Annotated in this window: 15 protein-coding genes; 8 read left to right on the forward strand and 7 right to left on the reverse strand. The window is 41.0% G+C overall.

The features are described from left to right. Window positions 1-108 precede the first annotated feature (108 nt). Window positions 109-957: an AraC family transcriptional regulator gene (locus tag ACH11B_RS26950; protein WP_130856601.1), complete on the forward strand. Its 849-nt coding sequence runs from the start codon at window positions 109-111 to the stop codon at window positions 955-957. Between the two features lie 298 nt (window positions 958-1,255). Here the strand turns inward: ACH11B_RS26950 and ACH11B_RS26955 are convergent, their stop codons facing one another. Beyond that, complete coding sequence (locus ACH11B_RS26955; RefSeq protein ID WP_149106177.1) at window positions 1,256-1,699, reverse strand: GNAT family N-acetyltransferase; 444 nt, start codon at window positions 1,697-1,699, stop codon at window positions 1,256-1,258. Window positions 1,700-2,439: 740 nt separating this feature from the next. Between ACH11B_RS26955 and ACH11B_RS26960 the strand changes: the two genes are divergently transcribed. Next, entirely contained in the window at window positions 2,440-3,117 is a 678-nt protein-coding gene (locus ACH11B_RS26960) for an ATP-binding cassette domain-containing protein (protein WP_377611368.1), read from the forward strand. Between the two features lie 22 nt (window positions 3,118-3,139). Beyond that, window positions 3,140-4,036, forward strand: a complete 897-nt coding sequence (locus tag ACH11B_RS26965) for a flavin reductase family protein (RefSeq protein WP_377611370.1) — start codon at window positions 3,140-3,142, stop codon at window positions 4,034-4,036. Window positions 4,037-4,198: 162 nt separating this feature from the next. Here the strand turns inward: ACH11B_RS26965 and ACH11B_RS26970 are convergent, their stop codons facing one another. The 3 genes from ACH11B_RS26970 to ACH11B_RS26980 form a co-directional block, all read right to left on the reverse strand. Further along, complete coding sequence (locus tag ACH11B_RS26970) at window positions 4,199-5,026, reverse strand: NAD(P)-dependent oxidoreductase (RefSeq protein WP_013668198.1); 828 nt, start codon at window positions 5,024-5,026, stop codon at window positions 4,199-4,201. Between the two features lie 63 nt (window positions 5,027-5,089). Further along, window positions 5,090-5,944, reverse strand: a complete 855-nt coding sequence (locus ACH11B_RS26975) for a helix-turn-helix domain-containing protein (protein WP_377611372.1) — start codon at window positions 5,942-5,944, stop codon at window positions 5,090-5,092. Window positions 5,945-6,032: 88 nt separating this feature from the next. Then, a complete protein-coding gene (locus tag ACH11B_RS26980) occupies window positions 6,033-6,449 on the reverse strand; it encodes a hypothetical protein (RefSeq protein WP_149106181.1) in 417 nt (138 codons plus the stop codon). Window positions 6,450-6,536: 87 nt separating this feature from the next. Between ACH11B_RS26980 and ACH11B_RS26985 the strand changes: the two genes are divergently transcribed. After that, window positions 6,537-6,884, forward strand: a complete 348-nt coding sequence (locus ACH11B_RS26985; RefSeq protein ID WP_013668201.1) for a helix-turn-helix domain-containing protein — start codon at window positions 6,537-6,539, stop codon at window positions 6,882-6,884. A gap of 137 nt (window positions 6,885-7,021) precedes the next feature. Here the strand turns inward: ACH11B_RS26985 and ACH11B_RS26990 are convergent, their stop codons facing one another. Then, window positions 7,022-8,215, reverse strand: coding sequence for an MFS transporter (locus ACH11B_RS26990; RefSeq protein WP_377611374.1), 1,194 nt, complete (start codon window positions 8,213-8,215; stop codon window positions 7,022-7,024). Between the two features lie 97 nt (window positions 8,216-8,312). Then, window positions 8,313-9,260 carry an AraC family transcriptional regulator gene (locus tag ACH11B_RS26995; protein WP_289552229.1) on the reverse strand — a complete coding sequence of 316 codons (948 nt, stop codon included), beginning with the start codon at window positions 9,258-9,260 and terminating at the stop codon, window positions 8,313-8,315. Between the two features lie 326 nt (window positions 9,261-9,586). On the opposite strand from ACH11B_RS26995, the gene ACH11B_RS27000 reads away from it, so the two are divergent. Further along, a complete protein-coding gene (locus ACH11B_RS27000; RefSeq protein ID WP_377611595.1) occupies window positions 9,587-10,525 on the forward strand; it encodes an aldo/keto reductase in 939 nt (312 codons plus the stop codon). 8 nt (window positions 10,526-10,533) lie between these two features. Then, window positions 10,534-11,421 carry a helix-turn-helix domain-containing protein gene (locus ACH11B_RS27005; protein WP_377611376.1) on the forward strand — a complete coding sequence of 296 codons (888 nt, stop codon included), beginning with the start codon at window positions 10,534-10,536 and terminating at the stop codon, window positions 11,419-11,421. A 77-nt stretch (window positions 11,422-11,498) separates the two neighbouring features. Here ACH11B_RS27005 and ACH11B_RS27010 read toward each other — a convergent pair whose 3' ends face one another. After that, window positions 11,499-12,008, reverse strand: coding sequence for a dihydrofolate reductase family protein (locus ACH11B_RS27010; protein ID WP_149106186.1), 510 nt, complete (start codon window positions 12,006-12,008; stop codon window positions 11,499-11,501). A gap of 86 nt (window positions 12,009-12,094) precedes the next feature. Here ACH11B_RS27010 and ACH11B_RS27015 point away from each other — a divergent pair, with 86 nt between their 5' ends. After that, window positions 12,095-12,439 (forward strand): helix-turn-helix domain-containing protein, encoded by a 345-nt coding sequence (locus tag ACH11B_RS27015; protein WP_149106187.1) that lies wholly within the window; start codon window positions 12,095-12,097, stop codon window positions 12,437-12,439. A gap of 81 nt (window positions 12,440-12,520) precedes the next feature. Further along, the gene (locus tag ACH11B_RS27020) at window positions 12,521-13,351 is read left to right on the forward strand and encodes a sialate O-acetylesterase (RefSeq protein ID WP_377611381.1); all 831 of its coding nucleotides are present in this window, start codon (window positions 12,521-12,523) and stop codon (window positions 13,349-13,351) included. Window positions 13,352-13,520: the final 169 nt, after the last annotated feature.

Here is a 13,520-nt window from a genome sequence, read left to right on the forward strand (position 1 = left end):
GTCTGCCTTTCTTCGAAAGTTTAACAGGACTTTTAAACAAAGTAGATTAACTGATATTCTTTACTTTTACAGTAATTTTTCCGTACGGGATTACAATAAGAAACAGCTATGCAATACGAAGCCAAATACATAACGGATGATATCAAACTTTCCTGTTACGAGGATAAGTTTTTCAAATCAGACATTCTGTTTGAGCACCATATGCTGATCTGGTTCATTTCGGGCGAAACAAAAATTGTTCTGGCAGATGCGACTTATATTTTTAGAGAGGGTGATATTTTCCTGATTCCAAGAAACCAGCTCGCAACCATCATTAATTATCCCAAAGACGGCAAACCGCATCAGACAGTCGTGATGCATCTTTCCACAGCGAGATTAAGGGATTTTTATGCCAATCAGAATGGAGTTGCCAAAATCTTGGAACCGCCGAAAATCTATCATTTCAACAATCATCCGCTGCTGGAAAGTTGTTTATCTTCCCTGGTCCCGTATTTTGAAATGAACGAGCTGCCGGAGCATATCGCGTCATTAAAAATTACGGAGGCCATTAGTATCCTGAGGGCGATTGACAAAAGCATAGACAACATACTGACCAATTTTGAAGAACCGGGAAAAATTGATCTGACCGACTATATGGAAAAGAACTTTATGTTTAACCTTCCCCTGGAAAAATTCGCTTACCTGACCGGGAGAAGCCTCACTACCTTTAAAAGAGACTTCAGCAAAGTGTTTCATACTACCCCACAACGGTGGCTCACGCAAAAGCGGCTGGAATTGGCACATTACCAGTTTACGGAAAAACAGAAGCGCCCGATTGACGTCTGTTACGAAACAGGCTTTGAAAACCTGTCGCACTTTTCATACGCATTTAAGAAACATTTTGGCTATGCCCCAACTGAATTGCTGAACCAACCTGCCAAGCCCGCCGCAAACTTTAAATCCACGCCCGAACATTGAAACTTAAAATAATGCAAGGAGACAAGGGTTTGCCAAGGAAAACAAACGGGAATACCTGTTAAGCGACTTCTTAATAGCATGTTTTAACATCTCTGGAACCTTACTTAAAGGGTGAGCCGAACATCAAAATTTACAGTGCAATATAATTACCATTCAATCCGAAAGAATGATACTGGCAAAAGGATATGCTGCTGAAAGCAGTAAATGGGATGAGCACTTACAGTTAACAATCGCCCAACTTGAGGGGTAACTTGGGTATAAAAATTCCGGGCATATCCCGTCCAATTGTTTTAGATTCTCATAAGTTATAATTGTAAAATTTAAAGGTGCTCTCTTTAAACCCAACTTCCTCATAAAGCTTTTGCGCAGGGTTGTCTTTCGCCGTACTCAATGAAATTCGTGCACACTTCTGCTCTGTACAGAATTCAATAGCTTTACCCATCAGTAGCTTCGCGACACCTTTTCCTCGCTCAGACTCCAATACGTATAGATCGTTTAAAATAAAAACCTTTTTTAATGATGCGGATGAGAAGCTTGGATATAATTGAACAAAGCCGATTATTCGTCCATCCTTTTTTGCGTAAAATAGAGTTGACTCCTCGTTTTCGAGGCGCGCTCTTAAAAATTCAATCGCTGCCGACCTGTCCTTCCTCATCCCATAGAATTCTCTGTAAAGCGAAAACAGTGGTTCTATTTTCTCCACATCAACAACTAATGCGCGTATAATAGCGGTATTATCCATTCTATATTTTTATAATTCTACATTAACCTTCGATACGAGGGAATCTTATTGTTTTTCCATGATCCTTTTTAATGCAGGTTCAATTGCTAAAATATGACCATGTCCAAAAACCAACATTACTTTATTATGCATCAGGATCAAATTTTAAAGTACTTAACTGAGTAATGACCTTTGTTAATGCAAGATACAAGTATTTTTAAAACATATTGCTTTATGTTTAAGAATGCTGCCCCGTAGATCGAAGAAGCGTATAGCTCTGAAAAAGCTACCTATAATTATTAAATGTAAGCGCAAAGATGTTATAAGTTACATTACATTGAATATATATCTTTATCAAAATAATCATTATATTGTATCGACTGACACACCACTCAAAAACGATAAAAATGAATTTACATATAACCAAGGCTTCTTAAGGAGTAGCTCAAGTAGAGTAACCGGAAAATAAACACCATGAACGTTTTTTTACACTTCTATAAGCGGATTTTCGTCGCGAATTTTTCCTTTGCATTTGTCTTTTCGACATTTGCATATTCAGCTCCGGATTTGACGCTGAGGGTTTTCGTTATATCACTTCCTACTTTTGCTTACGGGCTTACCTTATTTTTCTTTGAGAGATACAAATACCAGTATTACATGTACAGAAATTTAGGGTATAAAAAAACGCAATTAATACTCTTTGGCTTTTTCGCAAACTGCATTATTGCATTACTTATGTATACTGTATTCAGCTTTCTTTTATGATGAACAAGCTAGAAATTGACTCTATTCAGCTCCATGTTGGTAATCATAGGCAACTCTTAACGGATTGCTATTTGAGTTGTTCTTCGGAAGAAATTATTGGGATATTGGGTCGGAATGGCAGCGGTAAATCTTCGCTGTTTGAAATCATCTTTGGCACGCTTGAACCATCCAATAAATTTATCAGAATTAATGGACAGGTATGTAAAACTCCGTTTGCAAAGAAATTGGTGGGGTATATTCCGCAGACATCCATTTTTCCGAAAGACGCCACCGTTCAGAAACTGTTGAAGTTTTTACTTAATAGCAACCGTTTTGAAGACCTCAAAAAAAATAAAAGGATTGAGTCGATTCTTTTCTCAAAAATCCGACATCTTTCCGGTGGAGAATTAAAATACCTGGAAGTATCCACCATACTGCATATGGACCATCCTTTTGTGTTACTGGACGAACCTTTTTCCGGAATTGAACCGATATTTCAATCGGAAATCCAAGATTTACTTACGCGTAATCCGTATAAGAAGGGAATCTTGGTAAGCGATCACAATTTCCGAAACATAATGGATGTAAGCAACAAGCTCTTTTTACTAAACGATGGGGCTTTGGTGAAAATAACGAAAAATGTTGAACTGGAATATCTCGGCTATGTTCCCAAGGGTACATTTTCTGAAGATTGAACTCACGCTAATAAAAATTTGAATGAGGTTAAAAACTTTTGATGCGTCATCATTAACACCGACGGAAATGCAAGGTTATTTGCACTATGCCATTGCACCCCGACCAATATGTTTTGCATCCACTATTAATAAAAACGGCGAGGTTAATTTAAGTCCGTTTAGTTTTTTTAATGTATTTAGTATCAATCCTCCGATATGCGTTTTTTCGCCAACAAGCAGAGCGCGGGATAATACCACTAAGCATACGCTTGAAAACGTTTTGGAAATACCTGAATGTGTGATTAATATGGTGAACTATGATATGGTTCAACAGACCTATTTAACCAGTTTAGATTATCCAAAAGGAGTAAATGAGTTTTCGAAAGCGGGGTTTACCGAATTGGCCTCGGAGACGGTAAAGCCGCCCAGGGTAGCGGAATCGACCGTTCAATTGGAATGTGCAGTGAATGAGGTGATATCGCTGGGAAAAAATGGAGGAGCAGGTAATTTGATTATCGCAGAGGTGAAACGGATGCATATCTATGAAGGTATTTTGGATGCAAATGGCAAAATAGACCCTCATAAAATAGATTTGGTGGCTCGTTTAGGCGGTGATTGGTATTGCAGGGTAACCAGCGATAATTTATTTAAAATTGCCAAGCCGATCGATTATGCCGGAATAGGTATCGGCGTAGATGCTTTTCCTGAAGAGGTTAAAAACTCCAACGTATTAACCGGGAACAATTTAGGGTTATTGGGGCTTGTTAAAACGCTACCATCCGATGAGGAGGTGGAAGCCTTTCGCAAAACCGATGAAATGAAAGAACTACTTGATGCTACTACCGACCGCCACAACCGCACCACACGCCTGCATTTAAAAGCCAAACATTTGTTAGATAACGGCCGTGTAATGGATGCATGGAAAGTGTTGTTGATGTAGTTTGTACTCTTCCATTTCGAACGGGGGAGAGCTAAATATCCAATAGGGGTAATATTGAAAGAAAAATTGTAAGTAGATATCCTCTATGGCGAATAGTTCAAGTTACGCGCCGGTGAAACACGGATGTAATTCCGGCGCGACGAAAAGAAGATCAAGTATTTGTCAGAGCAGGTTTTCTTGTGCCGCCTGATAAACGGTTCTTATCGAAGGTTGAAAGCCCAAGCTACGGGCGAGCGAGGCATCGGCATGAAGATACCAAGGGTTTATCAACGGCTCTGCGGATGAAGTCATCGTTTCGCCAACAAGCTGCAAGAGCTCGTATAATGTCGTTGGGGCCTCATCTGCGATATTGACCACTCGCCCATCCATGATCCCTTGCAAAGCCATGATGATAGCCGTGTATATATCGCGATGGTGGATGGTGCTCATCCGCATAGCCGGATGAAATTTTGCAGCAACCACATGTTTAGGTAATTCTTCCAGGTGGCCGTCACCATCACCATAAACAAATGGGAAGCGCAGAACAGACCAATTCAATCCGCTTTCACTCAACTCATTTTCCGCAGCAACTTTGCTAGCCGGATAGGCATGTTGCGGGTTAAGCGCATCATCCTCCCGACCGGGGTGTGGGCTATTTATATCGTAAACATGGCTGGTACTTGCAAATATGAAACGGGCATCAGGAGCGTTGCTCTTTACGGCATCAATGAGATTGCGCGTACCCTCCAGATTACTTTTCCAGATCAGGTCCATATCCGTTGACCGGAACACGGCTGCCAGGTGAATAACAGCTACGGCGTCTTTTACAGCTTCTTGAAGTGTCGCCGGATCAAACAAGTCGCCTTGCACAGCCGTTACTCCGGTCGCGACTTCTTTGCCACGTACCAGTGCAAAACAATCATATCCCGCTTTAACAAGGCGAGGCAAAAGCCTTGACCCAACTAACCCGGTTGCACCGGTTAGCAATATTTTACCAAATTGTTTGTCCATAATTAAATCGTTTTGGACAAAAGTGCGGCTAATGTACTAATAAGATTCGGACAAAAACCGCTTTTACAAGGACAAATCCCGGTAAAAAGCGGCTATCGTTTTACCGGTTACCTTTTTGAACAGACGCGAAAAATAACTCGGGTCATTAAAGCCGAGCTCAAATGCCAGTTCCTTTACCGATGTATTTTGGTTATTATACATTCTGCGTCTGGCCTCCATGATCAAACGGTCTGTGATGAATTCCTTAGGTGAAACGCCGGAATGCTGTTTTACGATTCTATACAAACAATCTGTGCTTAAGGCCAGCTTATCGGCGATCTCCGTGATGGCAGGTTGATCAGTAAGATTATCTTCTACAAATAGTTTGAACCCTAAAAACTTATCAAGACCCGCTGCCGTGTGCTTCTTATGTAATGCATAATAAGCGGCGTTTATTTCTGTAAGCAAGCTGTTCAGGTAAGCCAGAATCAGCTCCGGATCATTGTCGGCAGTACGTAGCAGTTCGTTCAAAATCTTAAACGTATTCCGAAGTCTAAGTGCAGCATCGGGTGGAAAACTGATTTTTTGCCGGTTCAGAGGGTTGAGCAAAAAAGGGAACTTTTTCGGCAATCGCGAAAGGCACTCATCGTCAAACCCCAATTTATAATAGTCTGCGCTATGGTCGGTTGTAGGCAGTTGCCTAAGTTGGTGGGGTAACGCAAAAAAAAGCTCATGTTCGCCTACTTCGATCGTTTTCCCGTCTATGACCTCTTGGCTGTTCCCGCGCAGCACGAAAAGAAAGAAATAATAAGGTAGCCGTTGAGCAGAACCGTATTGAACCGCCATCTCTGATGATATATGGCCAAACTCCGGAGAAACGATACGTATAGAGAGCTCTTTGTTCTGGCTCAGATTTTCAGGAAAAGTATTAAGGGGCATAGTTTCTAACGATCACCTTTAAGCGAATTTACCAATTAATCTTTATATTTCAATATAAGTGAGGTTGGAACCATTATTCAATTAACTTTTATTCTGTAACTATACTCCCGTCCCAATCTCCTCCATTCGGAACAGAAGTGTGTTGGTGAATTAAAAGCCATTCATTCTTTTCGTCTTTTTTGAAACAGTCTGTTTCTCGGAATAATAAGGTCTTCTTAACATCATTTACGAGTACAATTTCTGCTTTTTGAATGGTGCATACAATGCCAATATCCTTGCTTAGAAATGTGTCCGTGTGAAGAATAGAAATTTTACACGATTTAAAGTTGCTAAAAGTAGTATCTAATTTTTTTATAGCAGGTTGAATACCGCGCGAAGCAAAAGGTGGGATATCGTACCATAAGGCATTTGTTGCCCAATTTTTTGTGCTTTCTAATCCTGATGTAGATTTTGTCATTGTTTCCACCATGGAAACAAGAATTTCTTTATCATCTTTTCTAATCATTATCAATTATCTTTTACAGTTAATAGTGCAAATATATTAGCAAGAAAGTATACATTTGATACCTATATACAAAAGGATACTTAATTTATGACAAAAGAAGAAGAAAACCTGTTTCAAGAGAATATCAGGGCGGTACAAGATACAATGTATGTAATTGGTGGTAAATGGAAATTACCAATCATCCTATCTATTTATAAGGGTAACAAGCGTTTTAATGACATAGCTAATTCTATTCCGAAAATTACAAATCGCGTTTTGTCGAAAGAGTTGAAACATTTGGAGGATAATTTTTTGATTAAAAGAACCCTCGTGAACGAATACCCGGTTAAAATCGAATATTCCGTTGTAGACTATACATTTTCGCTTCACGATATTATAAGGCCAATGGAAGTTTGGGGTAAAAAGCATAAAGAGAAAATCAGAAAGGAGTTATAATATTATCAGTTTTTATCTCTTTACTTATTATTACCAAATAGTTTAAATCGGAATCATTCAAGATACGTTCCAACTCCTATCCATTTCAGCTTTTTAGGGGCATTAAGCAAGATTTTAAATGGAGAAGAAAGTTATTATTACTTTTCATTTCTAAAAACAAATATCGAACAAACTGCTGCTATCAAAATACTAGCGCCAAATAGCTGAAATGCGCTATCTAGACCGATATTGACGATCAGGCTCAATACGAGACTTCCCAGACCGTAACCTGTGAAAAGGGAAAAAGCGAAAAGTCCGGTAGCAATGCCTTTTTTGGAACTGAATGTAGTGACAATGGCAGCAAACAAAGGATGGGATAAGTCAAATCCTAAAGATAGCAATGCTACTAAAACATGAGATGCGGCAAGGCTGAAATTCTGGCTTAGTAGTAGCACGGTTATACCGCTTAGCGCTAAGCCCACAGGTATTATCTTATTTCTTCCGTAGCGGTCAGCTAACCTGCCCAACAATGGACCCAACAACAGCCCCGGAATACCATAACCTAATAAGGCAAGACCGATCTGAAATTCGTTCAACCCATAATTCTTATAGAAGAAATAACCCAACCACGCAAAAACACCACTATGGAACATACCGTTGAACATTACATAAAGATAGGTCCGCTTGGCCCTTCCGGTCGACAAAATACTCTGGATAGACAGTATAATATTATCCCTTTTTTTTACCGCAGCTTTGGTTTTTCCGAAGATGTTCTTTTGCTGCATCAATATCAGAACCAAAATAGCCAATCCGATAGCTGCAACTTCCGCAAAAAGCCATTGCCAACCTATCAGGGAAGTAATTAATGCCCCTGTGGTGGCTCCAAATGCCGTACCGCCTGCCATGGCGCCGAAAAAAACGCCGAGGGCGTGACCCCGCTTTTCGTAAGGATAGGAATCACCAATCCAACTAATGGTTGTAGGAGCAACACCTGCAGCACCAATTCCTGTCAATAACCTTAGGAAAATCATCTGGTTGACTCCGTTTACAAAAGCAGTCGACAAAGTAAATAAGCAAAACATAAAAAGGCTAAATACGATAATCCGGAACCTACCGAAGCGGTCGCTAAGTGATGCATATACCAATGTGAACAGTCCATACCCGAGTAAGTAGGCAGGTTCGATAAAACTGACGTGACGGACAGTAGTACCGAACTGCTCGGAAAGCATGGGCAGTAGCGGTGCGACCATAAAGCCTTGAAAGATGATAATGAAAGTAGCCAGTGATACGATATAGACTGGTAGCATAGACGCCTGTACGGCTGTTTCGCCGCTTTTATTTAATTTGCTCATTCTTTTCTTTATTGTAATCGCCCAAATTTCGGGAGGATGAAAAGAATATCGCTTATACCAATTCAGGTGATGATTGGACTTTTTATCGATTTTGGCTTTAGAGTGGGCGTCGCATGAGTTGAAGGGCATCATCGCGGTAAGCCGTGGGTGTGATACCCGTCATTTTCTTAAAAAACCGGTTGAAATAAGGTGCTTCATTGAATTGTAGCAGGTCAGCTATTTCCGATACCTGAAGATCCGTATGTGTCAACAGGCTTTTTGCCTCCAGCAATATCTGTTCATGGATATGGTGCAACGCGGTGTGCCCAGTATACTTCTTGACAAGAAAGTTCAAATGACTGGGTGTGAGGTGTAGTTCATCTGCAATATTTTTTACGGTTGGTTTGTGCTCTTTTCTTTTGCTGGGTGCATCGATAGAATAACTATCCAACACTTTCCTGAACCTGATCATAAGGGATGCCTGTTTTAACTGAAAATCTGTTTTTGCCTCTTTGTCTTTATAGTACAGGCGACGGACACTAATAAGCAGCACCCTTAACAGCGGTTGTATCATTTCAAAATTATCCGCATGACCGGATTTCATTTCGCTGAGCAACGTTTCGGCTATACGTCCTACGGCATCCATATCTTCCTGCGATACCCTTAAAATTGAATTGGCTCCGTTCATGAAGAAGGGAAAGTCTTTTTCAAACCTCGGCCCTAGTGGGTCGATTTCCGCAAATTCCGGCGTAAAACAAATGAGGTAGCCATATATGGTTTCCACACGTTGCCAGCTTTCTATCTTGCCTGGATACGCAAAATAGATAGAGTTTGAGGATGTACTTACGGTTTCGTCGGGCAACAGGAATCGGAGCCCCGGTGTTTTGCAAATGACAAGCCGAAAAAAATTTCCACGAAAGAGCGGCATGAACAATAACTTATCTTTTGATTGGTCTTCCATCCGCATAATCGTAAAAAAATTATTCTCAGCCTTCCCGATCCGAAAAGTATCGTAGAAGTCGCTGATTTTATCGAGCCAGGGAATATAAACTTTGGTATTTGGCATAAACTAAAAAGACCACCGTAAATTTAAGTAAAAATTCCTCTTCGGATGTAATTAGGTCTGAAAGCGATGCTCTCAAAAAGTATCCCATGGATGGTTGAGTTAAATAGCATGTCGTTCGACAAGACAGTCTGGTATGCAGAATGATGATGGATTTTCGCGGCCAGTTTCTCCAAAGAATTCACTAAATCATTCCTTGATTTGCTTACAAGCTTCAGGGATTTGCATACACGCGCGCAAGTTGGTTTACCGACCTTTGGATCATGGAAATTAAACAAATTGCATTGGGCAGCCAGGGTTTGGTTGTGCCGATGGTCGGCCTGGGCTGTATGGGTATGACGGGTTTTGAAGAAGGCCATATGTACGGGCCTGCGGATGAGCAGGAAGCGATCGCGACGATTCACCGTTCGCTCGAGCTGGGCGGCAATTTCTTGGATACTGCCGATCTGTATGGACCGCTGAAAAACGAGCAGCTCATTGCGAAGGCAATCAACGGTAAACGCGATCAGTATATTCTGGCCACCAAGTTTGGCTGGGAGATCGATGACAACAATAAAGTGACTTGGGCCATCAATGGTAAAAGGGATTATGTAAAGAAATCTTTAGAGCGTTCGCTGAAGAATCTCGATACGGGTTACATCGATTTGTATTACCTACACCGTCTGGATAAAAATACGCCGATCGAGGAAACGGTGGAAGCCATGGCCGAGCTGGTTAAAGAAGGTAAAGTAGGTTATATCGGTCTGTCGGAAGTATCGTCTGAAACGGTTAAGCGTGCGCATGCCGTACACCCTATCACCGCAGTACAAAGCGAGTATTCTTTATTTGAACGAACGGTGGAAGAACGCGGAGTGTTAGCGACATTAAAGGAACTGGGTATCGGGTTTGTAGCTTACTCACCATTGGGCCGTGGCTTTTTATCGGGACAGATCAAAAGCATCGATGACCTGCCGGAGAACGATTTCCGCAGAGCGATTCCGCGTTTCCAAGGCGAGATGTTTAATAAGAATCTTGAATTGGTCAAGGCAATTGAAGCCATGGCTGAAGAAAAGAACGTAACTTCTTCGCAGCTGGCTTTGGCCTGGATCATGAGCAAGGGTATTTTACCGATCCCGGGAACAAAACGCAGAAAGTACCTGGAGCAAAACCTGGCGGCGACTACCATTGACTTGACGGAGGCAGAACTTTCACAACTGGAAAGCATCGTACCTTTAGGTACGGATACGGGTGCACCTTACGATGAGTTCAGTATGGGTTTAATTGATTAATTTTGTGTATGAACGCAATTAACTCCATATCAGAATTTCACCGACTCCTGTCATTGCCCGAACCTCGCCACCCGCAGGTGAGCGTGATCAATCTGGCGGAAAGTGTTTTTTTGGAAGACGATATCTGGAAAGGTTTCGTTAACCGCTTTTATTGCGTGGCGCTCAAACGCGACGCCAAAGGCAAGATCAGGTACGGGCAGCAGCATTATGATTACGATAAAGGCGTATTGAGTTTTACCGCACCTAACCAGGTGCAACAGCTGGACCTGCAAAATATGGAATGCGGGTCTGGTTATCTGCTGATCTTTCACCCGGACTTCCTGCTACGGCATACGCTGGCGAACAGCATTCATCACTACGGTTTTTTTGATTATGCGGTTAATGAAGCGCTGCACCTGTCGGCCGAGGAAGAAGACGACCTGATCACGATCTTCCATAAAATTGAGAGGGAGTGCCGTCATATCGATAAGCATACGCAGGAGATCATTCTGACACATATCGAGAGCCTGCTAAAATATTCCAACCGTTTTTATGAACGGCAGTTTTTGACCCGCAAAAATAATAATTCAGCGCTGCTGACCCGGTTCGAGCAGTTGATCGATGATTATTATAACAACGGGGTACAGGGTTTGCTTACGGTACAATATATTGCTGCACAGATGAACCTGTCGCCAAACTACCTGAGCGACCTGCTTCGGGTTCATACCGGACAGAACACACAGCAGCATATTCATGAAAAATTGATCGCGAAAGCTAAAGAGAAACTCTCCACGACCAATCTTTCTGTCAGCCAAATTGCCTATGCATTGGGCTTTGAGCATGCGCAGTCCTTTAGCACGCTTTTTAAGAAGAAGACGAATTTATCGCCGCAGGCATTTCGGCAGACTTTTAACTGATTACCGGATTTTACATACATTTAATGATCTAGTATCGAAAGTTGATAGCGTTAAAATGTAAGATTTGTATCAGAGAATCAACTTTTTATCAAATGCAGCTGAACGGAATTATCACGGAGCTCGGAACCGGCTAGCTTAAATCTTAAATTAAGGTTGCTATTATCAGTGCCGAGACTACCACCGTGGGCAGTAATTATCGGACTAATGTTAAAATATATATCCGTTACAAAATTACCCTCTAGGAAAGCATTAAAGGTGCCTGTTCCTCCCCCGATTGCAATTTCTGTAAATCCCTTTTTCGAAAAATAGTCGATTGCTTCTGTAGGTTTATTTACTACGGGATATGTAGATGAAATAAAAGATTTATCAGCTAATACGACAATTTCGACATTTTTGAATAACGCTTTTACATGATCGGGAAACTTCTCAAAGTTCTCAAAAGTTCTTGCTCCAATAACCAGGTTCCCGATCTGATTGACCAACTTCAGATAAAAATCCATCGTCTCCTGTGGTAGTTGATGGTGCGGGTGATCTGACACCAACACTTTTCCATTTGCAGCGATATTTGCAACGATTATTATTTTCATAACTCTTATATTTTAAGTTTTCAGCGTCAAAACTATTGGATAATTACTTTATATTTGATATTCATTACCTTTAGGAAAGTAACTATATGCAATGTAATGAAAGAGAACCTTCAAAAGAGAGCATGCTAGCATTGCGGGATGCGATTGAACTGCTTGGCGGAAAATGGAAAATTTGTATTCTTCGAAATTTATCGTTCGGTGAAATGCGTTTTAAAGACTTGCAGCAAATGGTGGTAGGGATTTCCCCTAAAATTTTATCGAAAGAATTACTGCATCTGGAACAAAACTTATTGATTACGAGAACGGTTAATAACACAAGACCTGTTACGGTTTCCTATGCTATTACAGACCATGCCCTACAGACGCTGCCCGTAATTAATGCTTTACTTGAATTTGGATTGAAGCACAGAAAAAAAATAAAGACAGGTTAGGTTTCTACAATCTAAAGCAATTTATGCTTTTAATGCGAAGCCCAATACGCTTAGCATTTATATATTATACAATAGATGGAAATGAAGTCATTTTTACTAATCGGCCAATCGAATATGGCAGGCCGTGGATTTACACATGAAGTACCTTCGATTTACAATGAGCGAATTATGATGTTGCGAAATGGCAGATGGCAAATGATGACTGAACCTATTCATTTTGACAGACCAATTGCCGGCGTCGGGTTGTCGGCATCATTTGCAGAGGCATGGTGTAGCGATCATGAAGGAGAAAAAATTGGTCTCATTCCATGTGCAGAGGGAGGCAGCTCGATTGATGAGTGGTCGATAGATGGGACATTATTTCGCCATGCAATCAATGAAGCCAAATTCGCAATGGAAGATAGCGAATTAGCGGGCGTATTATGGCACCAGGGAGAAAGTGATAGTCACGATGGAAAACACAAGGTGTACCGTGAGAAAATATCGCGGATATTTGATGAAATAAGAAGAGCGTTATCAGCGCCTAATATTCCATTTATTATAGGCGCATTGGGCGATTACTTGGGTAAGGTAGCATTTGGAGCAGGGTGTATAGAATACAAACTCATTAATGAAGAACTGCAAAAATATGCAATGGATAACAAAAACTGCTATTACGTAACTGCTGAAGGACTTACAGCCAACCCGGACGGTATCCATCATGATGCAATGTCACAACGTATATTTGGTATAAGGTACTATGAAGCGTATCTTAAAAACAAACATATATATGAGCCGTTACCAAATGAAAAAGAACTAGTGGAAAAGTGTCATAATAGGGTGAATACTTTAGCGGAAAAAAGGTATATGGCACTGGAAAAGTTCACCTTAGGAGAGATTACTTATGAAGAGTTGATGAAGACTTTTTCGTAGGGAATATATCAACGTTTTATTACCGGATTTATGAGGACGGATGTAACTTCACTCCTAGCAGATTTCTCAACGGTGAGATATTTTTTAAGCGTCTTATTTTGACGGTCTTGCATATTTCTTATCTTTGAGATACATGATGATGTCGACTGTACTTCTCTGTCACATGGGG

The organism is Olivibacter sp. EAT-5 (genome assembly GCF_044784325.1).
Lineage (GTDB): Bacteria > Bacteroidota > Bacteroidia > Sphingobacteriales > Sphingobacteriaceae > Olivibacter > Olivibacter oleidegradans.